Raw genomic sequence first — 18,563 nt, 5'->3', positions numbered from 1 at the left:
CTTTATCTCGGGCCAACTTCGAGTCAGCGCCCTGCTCGACCACGCGTTGAGTCAGTTAGACATTCAACAGGGGAACCCAGCCATGCAAGTCGACTCCATCCCACACTACCGCTGGCGATCTTCGACATGGCTGGGCCTGTTGCTGATAGTCGCCCCCCTCGCCTGCTCCACTCCGGTCGAAGCGGCCGGACCGGCAAAGTTGAGTGCGGACGATATCGCGTGGCTGCGTCGCGACACCTTCGGCCTGGATAGCGCCACCCTCGAACGCTACCGCGAACTCGGCCGAACCCGCTTTCTGGATGAGCAGCTGGCCGGCGGTGACGATCCTCTGCCACCCGCCGTCGCTCCGCTAATCAATAGCTACGAAGTCTTCCATACCGCGCCCGCACAGCTGATCGCCGAATACCGGGATGAGGCGCAAAAGGTAAAGAGCGTCGACGCGGCAGACACCAACGCCAAGGAGATGGCCAAGAAAGATTTCCAGATGTATCGCCGCGATCTGATTCGGCAAAGCGCGGAGGTCGAGTTGCTGCGCGCCATCTACGGCGGCAACCAGCTGAAGGAACAAATGGTGTGGTTCTGGCTCAACCACTTCAGCATCTATGCGGCCAAGGGCGGCGTCGGCCTCTTCGCCACCGACTACGAAGAAAACGTGATCCGCCCGAATGCGTTGGGCAAGTTCAAGGATCTGGTGATGGCCACGCTGAAAAGCCCGGCCATGCAGCTCTACCTGGACAACGCTCATAACGTGCGCGGCAAAACCAACGAGAACTACGCGCGCGAACTGATGGAGTTGCATACGCTCGGCGTGAATTCGGGTTACACCCAGCAGGATGTGCAGCAGTTGTCGCTCATTCTTACCGGCGCCGGTATCGTTCCGCAGCGTGGCCCCGGCGTCGTGAATGGGGTCGACGACAGCTTCTTCCGTCAACGGCCTGGTTTCGTGCATGACGGATTGTTCGTGTTCTATCCGGGCAGGCACGACTTCTCCGACAAACAGTTGCTCGGCCAGGACATCAAGGGCAGCGGCTTTGGGGAGATCGAGCAAGCGGTGGACCTGATCGTGCAGCAGCCCGCCTGCGCGAAGTTCGTGTCGCGCCAGATCGCGCAGTATTTCGTCTCCGACGATCCGCCGCCGGCGCTGGTCGACGCGATGGCGCAAACGTTCCAGCGCACCGATGGCGATATCGCCGCTGTGTTGCGCACCATGTTCCTGTCCAAATATCTCACCACCAGCTACGGCAAGAAATTCAAGGATCCCACCCAGTTCCTGGTTTCGGCGATGCGGCTGAGTTATGACGGCAAACCCATCACCAATGCCGACCCGCTGGTGAACTGGCTCAATCAGATGACGGAATTGGTCTACGCCCACATTACGCCCGACGGCTGGGCGACGGACAACGCCAGTTGGACCAGCTCGGGCCAGATGGCCAAGCGCTTCGACGTGGCGCGCGCCATCGGCAGCGGTCGCAACCGGCTGTTCGCGGGCACCGATGACACCATAACGCAAGCCGATCCGCCGATGCTCAACTCCACGCTTTACCAACAGACTATCGAACCGACGCTGTCCGACGCTACGCGCGAAGCGCTCAGCAAAGCCACATCGCAGGTGGAATGGAATACCTTCCTGCTGTCCTCGCCAGACTTCAATTATCGTTGAGGTAACGACCATGAATCGCCGCGAATTTCTGCTTGCCACTGCTAGCGCTGCCGCTCTTCCTGCGCTGTCTTTCTCCGGGCGGCTGTTTGCCGCACCGGCCAACTCGCCACGCTTCCTGTTCGTGTTCCTGCGCGGCGGCTACGACTGCAACAACTTTCTGGTGCCCTACAGCAGCGATTTCTACTACGAATCGCGCCCAACCATCGCTATCGCCAAGCCAGATAGCGCCAATCCCAACACCACGATTCCGCTGGATACGAATTGGGGCATGAATCCGGTGCTGCGCGATTCGATCTACCCGCTGTGGCAAAAAAAGCAGGTGGCGTTCATTCCGTTCGCCGGCACCGACGATCTTTCGCGCAGCCACTTCGAAACGCAAGACAACATCGAACGCGGGGAACCGATGGATCAGGGTGGCAATTACCGCTCCGGCTTCATGGCGCGCCTGTCGAGCGTGCTTACCGGCGTACCCGCCATCTCGTTCACCAACAGTCTGCCGCTGAGCTTCCAAGGTGCGAGCAGCGATATTCCGAATATTTCGCTGCGCGGCAATACCAAGGCGAATTTCGACGAGCGCCAGTCGGCCATCCTTGCGGGCATGTACAAGAACACCGCGCTCGCCTCCGCAGCTGCGGACGGCCTCAGCCTGCGCTCGACGGTGTCGATGGATCTGCAGAACGAAATGGTTGCCGCCAGCCGCGGCGCACCGAATGCATCGGGCTTCGCCCAGGAAACGCAACGCATCGCTACGTTGATGCGCGATCGGTACCGGCTCGGTTTCGTCGACGTCGGCGGCTGGGATACGCACGTGAATCAGGGCAACGTCACCGGCGGCCTGGCCAACAACTTGCGCAATCTCGGCGACGGCCTGGCGGCCTACGCCACGACTCTGGGCGACGAGTGGAACAACACTACCGTCGTAGTCGTTTCCGAATTCGGCCGCACCTTCCGTGAGAACGGCGATCGCGGCACCGACCACGGCCACGGCACCGTGCACTGGGTGCTTGGCGGCAAGGTCAACGGCGGTCGCATCGCCGGCGAACAAGTTGCGGTGAATCAGCAGAACTTGTTACAGAACCGCGACTACAAGGTGCTCAACAATTACCGCGACGTGTACAGCGGTTTGCTTGGCCGTGTGTGGGGCCTGCATGGGAATCAGTTGCAGACCGTCTTCCCACAAGCGAAGCCGCGCGATCTGCAACTGGTCTAAGCCGCTCTCCCTTTGGGAGAGGGGTCAAAGATTCGATACCATTCACAACACAACTTATCCGGACACAGCAACATCCGTTCGAACGTTACCCGCGCTCAGTGGAAACCGCCGCATGCGTCCAATCACTCTTACCGTTCTGTCGCTGTCGATAACCTTACTGTTCATTCCTTCGCTTTCGCACGCATCCAGCTCCACCAGCCTCAGCCAGAGCGACGCCGCATGGCTGCGCCGCGACAGCTTCGGCCTGAATACCGCGACAGTGACTCAATACCGCACGCTCGGCCGCAAAGCGCTGTTGGAAGAACAGCTCGACGATCGCCTCAGCGACACGTTGCCACCGCTGATCACGGCGCAGATCGCCTCCTACGAATCGTTCTACACGCCCGTCGATCAACTGCTGATGTCGATCCAGCAAGAACAGCAGCAGATCAAGACCATGCCGGATAGCCCCAACAAGGTCGCCGCAAACAAGGCCCTGCAAACGCGGGGCAACCAGCTGGGCCAGGAAGCACAACAGGCGGAACTGCTGCACGCAATCTACGGCCCCAACCAGCTCAAGGAACAGCTGGTGTGGTTCTGGCTCAATCACTTCAGCGTTTACGCAGCCAAAGGACGCGTGCGTTGGGAACTGGCCGATTACGAACAGAACGTGATTCGCCCGCATGCGCTGGGCAAATTCCGCGACCTGGTCATGGCCACGCTGCAAAGTCCGGCGATGCTGGAGTTTCTCGATAATGCCCAAAACGCCAAGGGTCATGTCAACGAAAACTATGCGCGCGAGCTGATGGAGCTGCATACGCTTGGCGTCAACTCCGGCTACACCCAACAAGATGTCCAGCAGCTCGCGCTGATCCTGACCGGCGTCGGCATCGCGCCCACTGATGGCAGACCGGAGCATATCAACCCGCAGTTCGCGCCGCTGATGGTGCGAAGCGGCCTGTTCGAATTCAATCCGCAACGGCACGATTTCAGCGACAAGGTCTTGCTCGGCAAACCGATCAAAGGCAGCGGCTTCGACGAAGTGAAACAGGCGGTCGACCTGATCGTGCGACAACCGGCCTGCGCGCAATTCGTCTCGCGCAAACTGGCCGAATACTTCGTTTCCGATAACCCGTCACCGGCGCTGGTACAAAAAATGGCCAGCACTTTCCGGCGTACCGATGGCGATATCGCGCAAGTGGTGCGCACCATGTTCGAGTCGCGCGACCTGCTCGCCGCCACCGGCAAGAAATTCAAAGACCCGACGCAATTCGTCGTGTCGTCAGTACGTCTGGCTTTCGATGGCACGCCCGTGGCCAATGCGCAACCGCTGGTGGGATGGCTCAACCAGCTCGATGAACCACTGTTCGGGCGTATCACTCCCGATGGCTGGCCGCTCGACAATGCAAGCTGGTCCAGCTCCGGGCAGATGGCGAAGCGTTTCGATATTGCTCACGCCATCGGCACCGGGAACAACCAACTGTTCACTCCCGCCGGCAGCACCGCGCGCGGCGCGGGCTTCCCGATGCTGACGACACGCCTGTATTACGACGCCATCGAGCCTTACCTATCACCCGCCACCCACGATGCGCTGACCAAGGCGACGTCGCAGCAGGAGTGGAACACGTTCCTGCTTTCGTCGCCTGATCTCAATTATCGCTGAGCGAAACACGCATCGATGTGCGAGGTTGGGAGCCATGAATGGCTCCCGCTCTGCAAAGACTCATCGGCCTTCAATCCCTCGCTGTTCCCGTCACCAGCAAGTGCTTTGCCATCTGTCCATGCAGATGCCCGAGCGCGCGCACCATATGCAGCGTGACGAATAGCAGCAGCACACCGATCACGCACAGCATAAAGGCTGCGCCCCAGCCGTGTAGCCACATGACCCAATCGCACACCCACGCCGGACCGTCGCAGGTGTCCTGGAATCCGGACATATTCGCTATCAGCTTGACAATGGGCGCGCCGGTGAACGCCAGCGACACACTCAGCAGCGTCACCGCCAACGTGAAATAAATGATGCCCAACGGCAGCATCATCACCATGTAGAACAAGGTGCTCCAACTGCGCGGATCGCTGAACATCGCACCAATCCGCTGCCACAGCGACATGCCGCGCGTGGAGAATAAGGGCCGGCGCGGCATCCGCACACCCAGCATCGACTCCACCATGCGTCCCTCCACCAGCGAGAGTACGCGCACCGAACCGAAGAACAACACGATAAACGGGATGCCGATAATCAACACCGCCAGACCAAGCGACAACGAAATCCCCGTCACCGCCCAGGTGAAATAGAAAATGCCGGTCGCGAGCGACAGCAACATATAGAACAGCGCGGCGTACGTACGCGGATCGGCTGCCACGCCGAAGAACCGGCCAGCCTGCGAGCGCCGTTTCGGCGGCAGCGGCGGACGCAGCGCGCGCTGAATCTTGATCTCCTGATCGCGATAGAGCTCCGCTACCTCTTCCGGCGCGCCGTAACTGCCAACCACTTTGGCCAGCATGTCCGCTTCGCTGCGCCCAGGCTGTTCGGCCAGCTCAGCGCGCAAATGTTCTTCTGCGTCGTACAACGCATCCTGGACCAGGGCTGGATCGGCACCGCGTAGCGCGGTCCGCAACTGATCCAGATAGTCCGCAATCGTTCGCGGTGTGCCTGTCATCGCAACTCTCCTTGCAGAACCCTATCGACCGAATCGCGCGTGCCTTCCCACGCGGCGATCCACTCACGCAACACTTCGCGTCCAAACTTGGTAATGCGGTAATAACGGCGCGGCGGCCCACTCACCGATGGCTCCACTTCGCTAGCCAGGAGGCCGTTGGTCTCGAGGTTGCGAAGCACCGGATAAAGCGCACTCTGCTTGCCAGCCAGCACCCCTTCCCCCAGCTCCTCCAGCCGCTTGGCAATCTGGTAGCCATACAACGCCTGCCGCGACTGCCCAAGCACCGCCAACAGCACCAGGGACACCGTGCCGGTGGAGAGCTCTTTCTGGAATTTCTTGAGTTGGCCCGCGCTATCGTCCATGGCTGACCCGCTCTTCAGCTTATGTTGGAGTGCACTGTAGTGTGAAGTAAACAGTAGTGCATGGGTAGGAAGTCACGGCCTCACACCAAGGGCATCCTTAGGTCACCCTTTCAGCGGACGCAACCGAGCTAACCGTGACCACACGCGGCTCGTGATCGGTCGCGATAGCCTTCATTCATAGGAAAAGTCCTACACAACAGAAAGCCGAAGCCCTACGCCAATCACGCCTCGGCGTCACGGAGTCATCACTAATGTGAATGCAGCATGCGCAAAGGCAGGGGTTGCATGCATATCCATTATTGGATGCCCATCTTCGGCACCCGAAAACGCCCTAAAGCGTTTTCAGTTTTTGGATTAAACACGGCCAGGCGTGAGTAAGCGAACCTATCGAACAACTCGGCAGGCTACGCCTTCCTACGCCGTAGTGATGCATGCTGCCTATGAAGGCAACGAGTTGCTCTATTCGCTTTTGTCATTATTTGTAGGTACTCGAGCAAGGGGATCTTTATGACTAAAGCACGGAAAAAGCGTTGGCCCACGCTACTTGCCCTCGCGCTATCGGCACTCTGGCTTATATCTCCTTCGCGCGTGAGGGCGGAAGATGTCGTGAATGGCAGCTTTGAAATTCCGGTACTGGGAAGCAATTTTAAAACTGATCCCACGGGCACTGGTGTTGGCTGGACATTTGTCGGTACCAGTGGCATTCAAGGCAACGGTAGCGCGTTCGGCGCGACCAGTGCGCCAGATGGCGTGCAAACCGGTTACATACAGAATCTCGGTACGATATCGCAAACGATTAATTTCAATGCCGGTAGCCACACACTTTCCCTGCAAGCAGCAAGACGGCTCCATAGCGTCCCTGCCGGTAGCGTGCAACCCATCAAAGTCAGCATCGATGGGCAACAAATTGGAAATTTGATTTCGCCAGCAAGCACGAGTTTTAGCCTGTTCACTATCCCGTTCTCCATTGCCACCAGTGGTGTACATACGCTCAGTTTCGCCGGCACCATTGGTGCCACTGGCGACGACCTGTCAACTTTCATCGACGCGGTCGTCATTACGGGTCCACCTCAGATCACATTCGGGCCGACGGACCTTTCCCCGAACAGTTTTTTCTACGTACTTGGAACGGACTTCGGGGATCAGGCGGGCACAATCAACATCCACTTTCCGAAAGGCCCGTCAACCACTGATTTGAGCGTACCGATAGGTCAACCCAGCTCCCAGTGGTGGTATCCCGGCCTCACCGGCGGTACGGTGAATAGCGCGTTAGCCGGTGTCGTCGAGCAGACCGTGGACATCACCATCACAACAAAAGACGGTAAGAAATCCAACGCGTGGCAGGCCACATTTCATCCGCGGTTGGTGGCGGCGCACTTGCCGCAGAGTCGCGTAGTGGTTGTGTCGTGTAGCGATGGCGCTCACATGAATTCGTGCAATCACATAGGCGATGAATCCGGGGAATGCCCCTTTGGATTCGCTACTGAGGGTATACCCCCGACTGCAAGCGACAGTTTCGGCGGTCATCACCACGGCTGTTTCGGCATTTCCAGTGACACCGGAACCGATACGTTCTCGGCCGCCCTTAAGAACGGCTGGACGTTCGAGTCTTTGGGTTTTTCTTCTACGACCCTAAGCGCCAGTAACGGTACCGCTCAAACGCCGCAAACAGTTCCGGCGTTATCTGGTGCGAGCTCCATCAAAATTCCCGTCAGCTGGCACATTGGTGCGACGGGCGGATTTGTGGGATATGAGGGAAATCTGACCATCACCGGCCCCAAAGGCGTGTCCTTCTAAGCGCAGTCGCTACACGGGAGAAAAATCATGCTGAAAAGACTAGCGTTGAGCATGGCTGCGTTGAGCGTCGTAAGCGTGGCTGTGGCTGCACAGACGACCATAGTGGCCGACAAATTGAGCCAGCCACAAATCATGGCGGCGGTAAAGAACGCATCCGACGATACGGTGATCGAGTTTCAGGGAGTAAAGAAGACGAAAGCCCAATGGCGCGCCGAGGAGATGGCGAGGTCAAAACCAACGGATACGGCCAAGGTGAAGGAACTTGAGCGCGAGCGCAATGCCCAACTCGAAGCCCGGAACATTCAATTGGATAAGGAACAGGATTCCCGTATTGAGGCAGAGAACACCGCGGCAACGGCAAAATTCAAGGAGCTCGCGCGGCGTCAGCGCGAAACGAAGAGCCAGATTAAGGACACGCGCCCATAATAGGGCGTTGCGATCCAGTTATCCGCGAGCGACGAAGCCTATCGCCGCAAGGGCGTTCACGCATTCGGGCATAGTCGCTTTCCCGTGCTCTAACGCACTTGGACATTTGAAGGTTCTGCCGGCGCCGGTCCGACCGGTTCGCCATCGTGCGGTGGGCTAGCAATCGTAAATGGATGAGATACGGATGGTCTTTTCAGGCGGCTAAACGCGCGGACAAACTCAGCATATTCCGCCTCAGCCTTTGCGATGATTTCCTCGTTCCGCGCCGGCACTTCAGCGTCGTTCATTTGCTCGAAATGGGAGACATAGTCATCAATGTGTTGTTGGTTGCCTGGTGAAATATTGATCATGACTGTTCCCTAGCGACCGTGACGACGGCTGCGGTGACATGATCTTTCTGGCACACACTTTGGTTGTCAAAGGGTGCACTTTGACGAAAATGACTCGATCGTAACTGTTTGTTTTATATAGGTGTACACATACTTTGCCATCCGGCGACAAGCAAAGTACGTACATTACGTAGCCCTACGCCACACACTTTGGTTTTCAAAAGTGCACAGACTTAGGTGTCATGCCCACCATATGGGCATGGGCGCTTCAGGTACGCCAGCACCACGAGAAGCGACGCAGTTTCTGCCCATGGCCCACGTTTAGCGAGTTGCCGATACGCTCTTGCTGTCTTGGAACAAATGCATCCGCTTGCGAAAGTAGATGACCTGTGCCGTCAGACCTGTGATGAGGAGGACGCCGAGTGCAGCCATTACACCAAGGAGAATCGGTGATTTCGGGTCCGTAACGAACGGATGACCGTCCGGAACGCGACGCAACGTCTCAGAGAGGGTCGGCAGCGCGAGTAGAAAAGCAGTTAGCGTGAGGCTGATTGTCTCGACATATCCTTTTGGAGTCTGCGGCCAAGGGAGCCGCCCGACGCCATAGCCCACCAATAACAACGCGAGTGTGACGAAGGCAATGATGTAGCTAACCGACTGATGGGCGATGAGGAAAATAGTGATCCCCCCAATCAGCATTGAAACAAAATAGATGGTGCCTGCGGACGAGCGTGGCACGATCCGGCCGAAACGGCTAAACATGTAAGCGGCGGCAGGAATGGCCGGTAGGCTACCGAGTGTGTGTATCCAGCCAAGCGGTGAAATTCCAAACATGTCGATGTTCCTTCAAGAATGGAGGGAAGAGTGAGCAAATTTGCCGCAGGATTCTTCTGCGATAGCACGTGCGTCTACAGCGGTTGCGGCGCAGGCGGCGGCGTTCGATTTCGCTGGTTATGACTTTCTCGCCAGCTATTCGGAACAATCATCCTGCTTGATAACGATCTAGCTTGAGATGATCGCGTCTGCTGGCCGTTGTTCCTGGTTTGTTGTGCGCCGAATTGCTCAGGTGGCTGAATCAAAAGCCAGGCAGCGGGCGCGCTGAGCACAATTGCCCAAATGACAAACCAGAAAATCTCGCGCACCCGAATCTGCGTATTCACAAAGCGAGCGTCACGACATGACGCGTGCTACGCGGTTTTTTCTGAAGGTCAGCCACAACGCTGCAGCCAAAAAGTAAAAGGCGCCAAACGCGGCATAGCCAGTCAGCTGAACGAGACCGGGCGCGACACGGAAGGATTGGTAGATAAAGACGATGCCCGCGAGCGCTGATTGCACACCGCTGATCATCATGAAGACTTGGCCACCGAGTTTTCGGCGCGAGATGCCCACGGCCAACTGAAAGATGCCCGCAAGAAGTGCCCAGCTACCAAACACCAGAACGCCGCCCGCATTGCCGTGCAGACCCACAGCAATGCCCATACAAATGGCGGTAATTGCACTGACGATCATGTTGAACGTTTGGCCTTTGTTGAACGCAAGGCCGCCGCTTTGCTGTGCGTCCAGCCAGTTCGCGAAGGCGTCCCACGCCGGATAGAGCACTAGCAACACGGCTGCGAGCACCAATGACGCAGGCGCCGTGATCACGACCAGCGAAATCCATGCAGCGGCTACGCCGGCCCGAAGAAAATAGAACTGCTGTAACCAGGTCATGGCGAGGTTTCCCGAGGAAGTTATATCACCCTACTAGAAGGTAGGTAACGTTGTCAATGATCTCCAATGAATGCTATAAAATGGCATGCATCGACGAATATACCTACCTAATGGTAGGGTGAGCCATGAGCACCCATCAAAAACTAATCGATTCGGCCCGCCACCTCATCCAGACCCGCGGATACAACGGCTTTAGCTACGCCGATGTCGCCGAAGAGGTTCAGGTGCGCAAGGCAAGCATCCATCATCACTTTCCGGCCAAATCCGATTTGGCGAGGGCGGTGGTCGAACAGTCCCGTGCGGTCATCGTGGAGCAGACGCGCACGCTCGGCGGTGGTGCCTTCGATCCTGTGGAGCAGCTCCGCATGTACACCGGCTACTGGGAAAAGTGCATTGCCGATGCCTCCGCGCCATTTTGCGTGGCCGGCATGCTCGCCAGCGAATTGCCAACACTGCCAACGGACTTGGCCCAGGAAGTGCGTGCCCACTTTCGCGATTTGTCGAATTGGTTAGAGATCGTGATGACCAGAGGCGCGCAGCTGGGGCGCTTTGAGTTGCAGGGATCAGCTCGCCAGGAGGCGGAGGCGTTCATGGCCATGGTGTATGGCGCGATGTTGGCGGCACGAGCCTATGGCGATCCAACGGTCTTCAGCGACATCGTGGCGAGTGGGCTTAAAAGGCTTGCGCCTGCCGGCGCGAGCTAGTCTGCGCGAAACGCGTCCCGACCTGCGACGGATAGTCTTCTTCGGTAACGGCTAGAAGAAGTGAACGGCTGGATCAGGATGCGCGTCGTGCGCATCCTGATCTTTCATATGACCACCGCTACCACAAAAATTGCTCGAACGTTTGAATCCCGAGTCAGTGCCGACTCTGACTCGTTCAAGCGCGAGCCGGATGCGTTTGACCGGGGCTTTCTACCGGTGCTTTGTGCGGAATGAAAGCCAATACCAGCCATGCCGTCAGCGCGATCAAGTCCAACCATGCCAACCAGTCTCCCCATTGTGCATAAAACGTGTGCGTTTCGTGCAGCGGAAGATCACCCACCAATTCGGCATCGCCAGCTTCGCTGGAAGCTTCCGCCATGACACGACCGCGGTCGTCGCTGAGCGTGAGCCGGCCGGCATGCGCGGCGCGTGCGACGGCGAAGCCGCTTTCCACGCCACGCATGATCGCAATGCGACTGTGTAGCCAGCCGTCCACGGTAAAATCCGAAGCAGGCACCAGCAATAGTTGCGCACGACGCGCGGCATAAGCATCGCCAATGTCATGGAAATCCATGTCCTTGCAGATCGCCAATCCGATGCGCGGGTCACCTTGAAGCATGGTGTAGTTGTCGCCCGGTATAAAAGGATCCATGCCGGGGAGCAAATGGTGTTTGTTGTAGGTGGCCGGAGACGTGGCGCCAGGTTGAAACACCATCAGCACGTTGCGATGTCCGTGCGGATCGCCGTAGAAGTCAATGCCGGAAGCTACGATCATATCGCGCTGTTTCGCCATTTGGGAAAACGCGGGAATGCTCGTATCCGCGGCGGCGAATGTCGTTTCCGGAGCCAGCACGATATGTGCGCCGTCGTTGGCGAGACGACCGAATGCTTCCATGTAACGTGCTTCGAGAGCTTGCCCCTTCGGCTCGCTCAATGTGGCGTCGGCCGGCTTTTGCAGCGATACCAGGCCAATGCGCATCGTTCCGGTCGCCGGAGCCTGAAGTCGCCAGCCGCCATACGCCACAGTGCCGGCCACCAAAGTAGCCGTAAGTACAGCCACCGTGACACGGCTGCGTTTGGAAGCGCGCGGCGTCGCCTGCAACGCGATGGCCGTGGGCACTAGCAGCAACAGAAAACCAATGCCCCAAATGCCGGTTATCGCCGCAATTTGAATGACGGCCAGCGCATCCATTTGCGTGTAGCTGATATTGGAAAACGTGGCGTGCGGCGAAAGCAGATTAGTGACGTATTCGATGGCGACCCATATCGTCGGCACCGCCAGTGCGGCGGCCAGCGTATGGCCGCGCAGCAGCAATCGCCGATACAGCAGCACGCACAGCATCAACATGACGCCCGATGCGCTAATCGCATATACATCGAAAAACCAAGGCAAGCCGATATACGTGTGGAGATAAGTCCAGACGCTAAACGAGCCTGCGGTATACGCGATAAAAGCCGACAAGGCGGCCCAGCGCGCTTGAACCCGTGGCGCGAGCCATAGCACGGGCAACGGTGCGAGCCATGTCAGCCACCACTCCGGATGTATACCGCTACCGAACCACCAGCACAGCGCAGAGAGGACGGTCGCTGCAAACCAAGTCTGCAGCGCGGAATAATCATGCTTCGATGCCATCGAGCAACCTCCTCAAGGATTGCAAGTAGAAGGCGCGAAACTGCGCCTCGTCATAGCTGAAACGTCCGGCCGATAGAGCGCGATCAAGCCGTGCTGATGCGCCCAGATCGTCATCGTGACGTCGTGCGGATCGTCTTGCTTCAACAAGCCTTGGGCCATGCCTTCGATCACGGCGTCGAGTGCGACATTGAAGGTGAGCGAAAGGCGCGCCGCGTCGGTGCCTTCGCGCTCAAACAGCGCGTGCGCGGCCTTGAGAATCTTTTCGGGAGTCGTCAGGCAGTTCATGTATACACTGTACACATGGTGGCCGCGACGCGGCAAGGCTTACTAATGGGCTAGTCGGGTCGGGTCACAAAGCGACCACCGGGGAGACGAGCCGTGGCGGCCCTAATCGGCGTCAGGCAGTAGGAACCGATGGAATCGGTCCTGCGTTGAAATCAGCCGAATGACTGATATCCCGCCAGCGCTTGGCTTCACTGGAGCGATGAGCCTCCACCATCGCGTAATATTCGCAAGCACTAGTGCCGATGAGGAGATGCGCAGGTACCTGCTCGGCATCGATGAGGCACAGCAGAATTTGCGCGACGCGCGCGGGATCGATGGGTTCGTTACCCCACAGACCCTCCATGGACTTGATGGCCGCCCCAACCGATGGTTCATAGTCCGGCATGATCGCCGGCCGCTGCTGTGTCGCACGCGTACCCCAGTTTGTTCGAATGGCCGCTGGCTCCAGTGCAACCACCTTGACTCCGAAGGGTGCGGTCTCCTGCGCCAGACTCTCGGTGAATCCACTGACCGCCCATTTCGCCGCGTGATACGACGCCGAGCCGGCGGTGGCGAGGCGCCCACCCACGGAGGAGATCTGGATGATCGTTCCGCTACGTTGTGTGCGCATGATCGGCAGCGCAGCACGCGTCAGATTGACGACGCCATAGAAGACGGTGTCGACCAGGGTTTTGAAATCCGCCGAACTGGTTTCCTCAAAGGGGCGGACATCACCGTAGCCTGCGTTGTTCACCAGAACATCAAGACGTCCAAAGCGCTCAACCGCCAAGGCGACGGCCGCCTGCGCCTGGGTTTCATTCGTGACGTCGAGTTGCGTGGTAAAGATGTTCTCCCCGTATTGCTCGCACAACTCAGCGAGCGGGCCCGTGTTTCGCGCGGTGGCGAGAACCTTGTGGCCGCTCGCGCAGGCCGCCCCGACGATGTCACGACCCAAGCCGCTTGCGCTTCCTGTTACCAACCAAACTTTCGACATGAAATACTCCACTACAGACTGACTGGGCAGTCATTTGATGATGTTTTTTAAAAAAGCCATTCGCTGATGGCTTTAGCCACGCTCCTACTTTTCAAGAAGCGCTTCCCTGTGCACATAGGAAACCGCGGCGACGTATCCCGACTATGTCCGGGAGGGGCCAAAAGCCATCAGAACGTGTCTCAGGCGGCCTCTGAAACATTTCGATACAAAACTCACAGCCGGAGTTACGGACACCGCTTGCCTGGACTGCCTGTTCAGCCCGACCGGAATCCGCAGCAGTCATACCGAAGACCATCAGCGACACGTTTCTAAAACAAGCATTGCGCGGCCATCGGCCACCTCGGCTGTCTTGGCGACATACCTAGCAAATGGCTTGCAAGATCTAAAGTATTCTTCATCTGTGCGAAGTGCTACGCGCAGTATTGCCGATGGCACTCGAAGCAACCGACGTGCCACACAAGGACTGTCCGAAAGATTTATACAGTTTCGTGCCAAACCGTCAGCGTTCAACTTGAACGCCATCCTGATGTTCGTATAGTCGCTAAGAGTGGGGTCTTAGGATCGGCGTTGGCCCGGCCAGCCACCATCGACATTGGATTGATCCAATGATGAAAGTCGTCAGCAATAACGGCGATTTTCTCGGAGTTACCCCGATACGCCGATGGCTCGGTAAGTCACCGATACCTTCGTGCAGGGAATTCCCCCGGCCCGCGGCCCAATTTTCGCCGCATTCCTTCAACGGCCCAGGAGTCCCCCATGGCAAGCAACATCCAACGAATGAAAATCGGCGATTTCCTTCTTCGCCGTCTTGAAGAGGCCGGCATTCGGCATCTGTTCGGCCTTCCTGGGGACTACAACCTCACCGTGCTGCAGCAACTGCACGACGCGGGGAGAATGAAATGGATCGGTACCACCGGCGAGCTGACTGCCTCGTATGCGGCGGATGGTTATGCACGATTGAACGGATTGGGTGCGCTCCTCGTCACGAATGGGGTCGGCCCCTTAAGCGCGATCAACGGGGTGGGTGGTGCTTACGCCGAACACGTTCCAGTGATTTGCATCGCCGGCTCGATACCGTTGAGATCCATCGATCGCGGATTGGGGATGCACCACACCATGGCGGATGGAAATTTTGATCACTTTCTCAATGCGTACAAACCGGTGACGGTGGCGCAGGCGCGGATCACTCCACGCAATGCGGTCACCGAGATCGATCGCCTTATCCTCACTGCATGGCGAGAGAAGCTTCCGGTGTACATGGAGTTTCCGTCCGATATCGCTTATCTCGATATCGAAGTGCCCGCAGCACCGCTTGTGCTCGCCGAGCCGCCGAGCGATCCGGAACGGTTGCGTTCGTGCGTCGCTGCGGTCGCGGAACGCCTGTCTGCGGCAAAGTCGCCGGCGATCTTGGTTGATACGGATGCGGATCGGTTCGGTGTTGCTTCCGAACTCATGGATCTGGCCAACAAGCTGCAGGCTCCGGTCGCAGTGATCAACGCGGCCAAAGGTGTAATTGATGAATCGTTCTCGCATTACGTTGGCATGTACGCCGGCAAGGCCAGCGAGCCGGGTGTGTGCGAGACGATCGAGAGCAGTGATTGTCTGCTCGCTATCGCTTACCGACCGATCGAAGTAACTACGGGTGATTTCTCGGCTTCGCTCCCTGCCAACACGATCCATGCCCGTGCGCACTCGTTGGATATTGGCCATGACAATTATCAAGCGGTGACGCTCAAGGAAGTACTCCGTGGCGTCATCGAGGCCGTTCCCCAGGTCAGTCATCGCGCGCCGCAACATGTTGTGGCAGCCGCAATGTCGAGCACAGACATCGACGCCAATGCCAAGCTGACTCAGGCTTTTTACTGGCCGGTTATTCAACGCTACTTGCGCCCGGGTGATGTTCTGTATGTCGACAACGGTACGTCATTTTCTCTTCTCGGCCTCAAGCTTCCGCCGGGGTGCACATTCATAGGCTCGATCAACTGGGGTTCGATTGGCTATTCGGTCGGAGCGTTGCTTGGTGCGCTGACTGCGGCGCCGGAACGTCGCCATATCCTGTTGATCGGCGACGGTTCATTCCAGGTGACAGCGCAGGAGCTATCGACCATTCTGCGACATGATCACAAGCCGGTGATCCTGTTGATCAACAACGGCGGATACACCATCGAACGTGGCTACCTCGGCAAGACTGAGCCGTACAACGACGTTGCCAATTGGTCCTACGCCAGTTTGCCGAAAGTGCTACGTCCTGACACCTCGGCGCGATCGTTCGTAGTCAGAACCGGTGCGGATCTACAAAACGCCCTCGGCACGCCGAACGACACGCTGATCTTCGTCGAATCGATCATGGATTCCTGCGACGCCCCCGCCCTGGTCACTCGAAGCAGCAACCTGGGCGCCGAGCTGGACTACGGTCCTACCGGTCCGCAACACCGTGAAGGTGTGCAGCTCCGGCCTGCGACATCGCAATTGACGGCATGAAGGTCGGTGTCACACCCCGCTATCCGGGAAACGTGACACCGACCCGCGGCATCAAACAACACCGGCACCAGGGTTCGGGGATATGCGTTAAGTGCCAGGCGTCGCATGCGACCCTACCAGTTGAAATCGCTGTCCGGGCGAACGATGGCGATGCCATTCGTCGCTGCGCTATTGATGGTGGCCTGTGCTTTCAAAGTGAAACTGCCACTGCCATCGACGTTGAAGATCGACACGTGCGAGACACTACCATTGGCGTCGATGACTGCAGCTAGGTCACTGCGATAGGTGATATCTGTCGGATTACCACTGAAGGTGGTTACCACCGCTGCGTCCTGGACGATCTTGTCGCCGTAGACGGCATACCGTGACACGGAATGGCTGGGCGAATTGGCGGAGAACAGGAACGGTCCGTCCAGGGTCACCCAGCACGGCGCCGATTGAGTGCCCGAACTGGTGACGATCTGCACTGCATCGTTTCGCACCAGACTGACCTCGTTCGCATGGGCGATCGTCACGTAAGCATCGTTGCCGCGCGTGGCAAGGCCAAATGGAGTATTGACGTTGGAAGGAATGTTAGCCACCAGCTTGGTCGATCCGCTCACCGCACCCTGCTCATTCACATCGATGGTCTCGATCGCATTACTCTTTTCGCTGATGATCAGTTGACCACGGAGAACGCCCACCTGCGCGGCAGAGCCATCACCGATCACGAGCCGCGCTTCGCCGTCCGCTTGCGATTCCACGCCGTTACTGTCGATGCGATGCGACTCGATGTTGGTGGCGGTGAGGATGTAAAGATGATCGCGACCAAACGCTACGCTGATCGGGTTGGTGATGGCAGGAACCAGCTTCTCGAGCTGCAAGCCAGTGTGTTGGAGGTCCTTGCCGAATACAGAAACGTTACCGGAGCCAAAATTGACGACGGCGAGCCGGTCGCGATCCTGCGCGATACCGCCGGCGTTGCCGCTGACGCCACCTTCACCGCCAGTGGGGATCTGTTCGAGCAGCGCACCGGTTGTGTCGTAGACCAGCAATGTATTTTTCGTCGTATTCGACGCGGTGACGATCAGCGCATGATCGTCCCTCGATGATGTGTTGCTCTGTGCGGCGACGGTGCCGGCGATGAGCAACGTTAGTAAACCCAAACCACATACTGCCTTCTTCATGTGTGTATCCTCGACTGTAGCGATGAGAAAGTGACGACTTCGTGGGAAGTCACCTTCGGTACTTCCGGGCGACCGATTGCATCGGCCATCCTTTTTTTCGCTTCGCTACAAGAAGAGTTACCCTCGAAGTGTGACTTTCACGAAAAGTGATAACTCGCGCACATTGTCGCCGTGTGGCATACAGGAGGCATTCGACAGAATCCAAGCAATGCGATCGCGCACATCTATGCGTGGAGCTCCGAGGGTGCTCCACGCCTGTCCTTGCATCGCGACGTTGGATTTCCGATTCCGAAGTCGCAACCTAATCAGGAGACGCGTTCTGGATCGATGCACTCAGAATGTCGCCGCCCGCATGTACCTGGACCAGCGCAGAGGTCTGCAACCCGGATAAGGACGAAGGCGGAATTGAAAAGGAACGCTCTTCTCCCTCCCACGTTCCCAAGTGGATGAGTTCACGCACGACATTCTTCTGTGGCAACGTACGACCGCCGTTTTCGCCGCCACCAATGGCTACATGCAATGTACGCGGGTCATAACGCACCAACCACACATCGCATGCGGCGTCAGGTGAGCGCGCAGCGTGGATAACGAGTTTCCCATCGCTCCATGCGATGGATGGTCCATCACTCGTTGCGCGCGCAATCGCCTCATCAAGCTGCGTACGATCCGTACCCACCAGATCGGTATGCCCATTCACGTAGACCTGCGGCGTCCAGACTGTCTCGCGCCCACGATAGTGCGCATAGTTCCATTGTCGCTCGGTGTAAGCAGGCATGGCGAAAGTGTCTTTCCAGCCCAACTCGTCCCAATAGGTGACACCAAATGAAAGCGCCAGCACGCCGGGCCCTTCCGCAAGTGCGTTGATATTGGACTCCGCCGGCGGGCACGACGAACAGCCTTGGCTTTGGAAAAGCTCCACAACCACCAGCTTGCCTGTGGGTGGCGCAGATGGGTCATGCGCCCAAACCGTGGCCGAGAGACTCAACGAGCCTAATACCACCCATAGAACGTTCAAGAATGCGCGGCGCATCAGGATGATCCTTTTTTTCTAACGGCGTTAAGGAGACGCAGCGACATGCAGCACCGCCCTCTTCTCCTATCCTTCGCCTTTCCCGACACGTTGGTTACATCGGGCCTGAACGATCAGATCCTCCGCGATTACCGATGGTGGGCAATGACCATCCGATC

General features: G+C 57.9%; 17 protein-coding genes. 7 read left to right on the top strand and 10 right to left on the bottom strand.

The annotated features are described in order from the left end of the window. Positions 1–82 precede the first annotated feature (82 nt). The 3 genes from QQL64_RS02125 (at position 83) to QQL64_RS02115 (ending at position 4,512) form a co-directional block, all read left to right on the top strand. A complete protein-coding gene (locus QQL64_RS02125) occupies positions 83–1,660 on the top strand; it encodes a DUF1800 domain-containing protein (protein ID WP_284395536.1) in 1,578 nt (525 codons plus the stop codon). A 10-nt stretch (positions 1,661–1,670) separates the two neighbouring features. Next, entirely contained in the window at positions 1,671–2,870 is a 1,200-nt protein-coding gene (locus QQL64_RS02120) for a DUF1501 domain-containing protein (RefSeq protein WP_284395534.1), read from the top strand. 112 nt (positions 2,871–2,982) lie between these two features. Beyond that, complete coding sequence (locus tag QQL64_RS02115; protein WP_284395532.1) at positions 2,983–4,512, top strand: DUF1800 domain-containing protein; 1,530 nt, start codon at positions 2,983–2,985, stop codon at positions 4,510–4,512. 70 nt (positions 4,513–4,582) lie between these two features. Here the strand turns inward: QQL64_RS02115 and QQL64_RS02110 are convergent, their stop codons facing one another. Beyond that, a complete protein-coding gene (locus tag QQL64_RS02110) occupies positions 4,583–5,509 on the bottom strand; it encodes a sensor domain-containing protein (RefSeq protein ID WP_284395531.1) in 927 nt (308 codons plus the stop codon). Beyond that, positions 5,506–5,871 (bottom strand): PadR family transcriptional regulator, encoded by a 366-nt coding sequence (locus QQL64_RS02105; protein ID WP_284395530.1) that lies wholly within the window; start codon positions 5,869–5,871, stop codon positions 5,506–5,508. Before QQL64_RS02105 ends, QQL64_RS02110 begins: the two co-directional genes overlap by 4 nt. Positions 5,872–6,477: 606 nt before the next feature. Here QQL64_RS02105 and QQL64_RS02100 point away from each other — a divergent pair. Next, complete coding sequence (locus tag QQL64_RS02100) at positions 6,478–7,668, top strand: hypothetical protein (protein WP_284395529.1); 1,191 nt, start codon at positions 6,478–6,480, stop codon at positions 7,666–7,668. Positions 7,669–7,695: 27 nt separating this feature from the next. Then, positions 7,696–8,094: a hypothetical protein gene (locus tag QQL64_RS02095; protein ID WP_284395528.1), complete on the top strand. Its 399-nt coding sequence runs from the start codon at positions 7,696–7,698 to the stop codon at positions 8,092–8,094. An 89-nt stretch (positions 8,095–8,183) separates the two neighbouring features. On the opposite strand, the gene QQL64_RS02090 is transcribed toward QQL64_RS02095, so the two are convergent. From QQL64_RS02090 to QQL64_RS02080, 3 genes are all read right to left on the bottom strand, one after another. After that, a complete protein-coding gene (locus tag QQL64_RS02090; RefSeq protein WP_284395526.1) occupies positions 8,184–8,444 on the bottom strand; it encodes a hypothetical protein in 261 nt (86 codons plus the stop codon). A 300-nt stretch (positions 8,445–8,744) separates the two neighbouring features. Next, complete coding sequence (locus QQL64_RS02085; protein WP_284395525.1) at positions 8,745–9,257, bottom strand: hypothetical protein; 513 nt, start codon at positions 9,255–9,257, stop codon at positions 8,745–8,747. A 336-nt stretch (positions 9,258–9,593) separates the two neighbouring features. After that, complete coding sequence (locus QQL64_RS02080; RefSeq protein ID WP_284395523.1) at positions 9,594–10,133, bottom strand: hypothetical protein; 540 nt, start codon at positions 10,131–10,133, stop codon at positions 9,594–9,596. Between the two features lie 125 nt (positions 10,134–10,258). Between QQL64_RS02080 and QQL64_RS02075 the strand changes: the two genes are divergently transcribed. Next, positions 10,259–10,837 carry a TetR/AcrR family transcriptional regulator gene (locus tag QQL64_RS02075; RefSeq protein WP_284395522.1) on the top strand — a complete coding sequence of 193 codons (579 nt, stop codon included), beginning with the start codon at positions 10,259–10,261 and terminating at the stop codon, positions 10,835–10,837. A gap of 175 nt (positions 10,838–11,012) precedes the next feature. Here the strand turns inward: QQL64_RS02075 and QQL64_RS02070 are convergent, their stop codons facing one another. From QQL64_RS02070 to QQL64_RS02060, 3 genes are all read right to left on the bottom strand, one after another. Further along, a complete protein-coding gene (locus QQL64_RS02070) occupies positions 11,013–12,470 on the bottom strand; it encodes a nitrilase-related carbon-nitrogen hydrolase (protein ID WP_284395521.1) in 1,458 nt (485 codons plus the stop codon). Positions 12,471–12,482: 12 nt separating this feature from the next. Further along, a complete protein-coding gene (locus tag QQL64_RS02065) occupies positions 12,483–12,755 on the bottom strand; it encodes a hypothetical protein (protein ID WP_284395520.1) in 273 nt (90 codons plus the stop codon). 112 nt (positions 12,756–12,867) lie between these two features. Then, the gene (locus tag QQL64_RS02060) at positions 12,868–13,728 is read right to left on the bottom strand and encodes an SDR family NAD(P)-dependent oxidoreductase (RefSeq protein ID WP_284395519.1); all 861 of its coding nucleotides are present in this window, start codon (positions 13,726–13,728) and stop codon (positions 12,868–12,870) included. 756 nt (positions 13,729–14,484) lie between these two features. Between QQL64_RS02060 and QQL64_RS02055 the strand changes: the two genes are divergently transcribed. Continuing rightward, a complete protein-coding gene (locus QQL64_RS02055; protein WP_284395517.1) occupies positions 14,485–16,209 on the top strand; it encodes an alpha-keto acid decarboxylase family protein in 1,725 nt (574 codons plus the stop codon). A 113-nt stretch (positions 16,210–16,322) separates the two neighbouring features. On the opposite strand, the gene QQL64_RS02050 is transcribed toward QQL64_RS02055, so the two are convergent. Both QQL64_RS02050 and QQL64_RS02045 read right to left on the bottom strand, forming a co-directional pair. Then, positions 16,323–17,375: a lactonase family protein gene (locus QQL64_RS02050; protein WP_284395516.1), complete on the bottom strand. Its 1,053-nt coding sequence runs from the start codon at positions 17,373–17,375 to the stop codon at positions 16,323–16,325. Positions 17,376–17,676: 301 nt separating this feature from the next. Then, a complete protein-coding gene (locus tag QQL64_RS02045; RefSeq protein WP_284395514.1) occupies positions 17,677–18,405 on the bottom strand; it encodes a DUF1223 domain-containing protein in 729 nt (242 codons plus the stop codon). Between the last annotated feature and the right edge of the window lie 158 nt (positions 18,406–18,563).

The organism is Dyella lipolytica (assembly GCF_030160075.1).
Classification (GTDB): domain Bacteria; phylum Pseudomonadota; class Gammaproteobacteria; order Xanthomonadales; family Rhodanobacteraceae; genus Dyella_B; species Dyella_B lipolytica.
The sequence above is the reverse complement of the archived record's forward strand: the minus strand, read 5'-3'. Positions and strand labels throughout refer to the sequence as shown.

What these genes read in the sequence shown, in the direction of transcription:
- QQL64_RS02125 (WP_284395536.1), top strand. Translation starts at nt 83, where the DNA reads ATGCAAGTCGACTCCATCCCACACTACCGCTGGCGATCTTCGACATGG.
- QQL64_RS02120 (WP_284395534.1), top strand. Translation starts at nt 1,671, where the DNA reads ATGAATCGCCGCGAATTTCTGCTTGCCACTGCTAGCGCTGCCGCTCTT.
- QQL64_RS02115 (WP_284395532.1), top strand. Translation starts at nt 2,983, where the DNA reads ATGCGTCCAATCACTCTTACCGTTCTGTCGCTGTCGATAACCTTACTG.
- QQL64_RS02110 (WP_284395531.1), bottom strand. Translation starts at nt 5,509, where the DNA reads ATGACAGGCACACCGCGAACGATTGCGGACTATCTGGATCAGTTGCGG.
- QQL64_RS02105 (WP_284395530.1), bottom strand. Translation starts at nt 5,871, where the DNA reads ATGGACGATAGCGCGGGCCAACTCAAGAAATTCCAGAAAGAGCTCTCC.
- QQL64_RS02095 (WP_284395528.1), top strand. Translation starts at nt 7,696, where the DNA reads ATGCTGAAAAGACTAGCGTTGAGCATGGCTGCGTTGAGCGTCGTAAGC.
- QQL64_RS02090 (WP_284395526.1), bottom strand. Translation starts at nt 8,444, where the DNA reads ATGATCAATATTTCACCAGGCAACCAACAACACATTGATGACTATGTC.
- QQL64_RS02085 (WP_284395525.1), bottom strand. Translation starts at nt 9,257, where the DNA reads ATGTTTGGAATTTCACCGCTTGGCTGGATACACACACTCGGTAGCCTA.
- QQL64_RS02080 (WP_284395523.1), bottom strand. Translation starts at nt 10,133, where the DNA reads ATGACCTGGTTACAGCAGTTCTATTTTCTTCGGGCCGGCGTAGCCGCT.
- QQL64_RS02075 (WP_284395522.1), top strand. Translation starts at nt 10,259, where the DNA reads ATGAGCACCCATCAAAAACTAATCGATTCGGCCCGCCACCTCATCCAG.
- QQL64_RS02070 (WP_284395521.1), bottom strand. Translation starts at nt 12,470, where the DNA reads ATGGCATCGAAGCATGATTATTCCGCGCTGCAGACTTGGTTTGCAGCG.
- QQL64_RS02065 (WP_284395520.1), bottom strand. Translation starts at nt 12,755, where the DNA reads ATGAACTGCCTGACGACTCCCGAAAAGATTCTCAAGGCCGCGCACGCG.
- QQL64_RS02060 (WP_284395519.1), bottom strand. Translation starts at nt 13,728, where the DNA reads ATGTCGAAAGTTTGGTTGGTAACAGGAAGCGCAAGCGGCTTGGGTCGT.
- QQL64_RS02055 (WP_284395517.1), top strand. Translation starts at nt 14,485, where the DNA reads ATGGCAAGCAACATCCAACGAATGAAAATCGGCGATTTCCTTCTTCGC.
- QQL64_RS02050 (WP_284395516.1), bottom strand. Translation starts at nt 17,375, where the DNA reads ATGAAGAAGGCAGTATGTGGTTTGGGTTTACTAACGTTGCTCATCGCC.
- QQL64_RS02045 (WP_284395514.1), bottom strand. Translation starts at nt 18,405, where the DNA reads ATGCGCCGCGCATTCTTGAACGTTCTATGGGTGGTATTAGGCTCGTTG.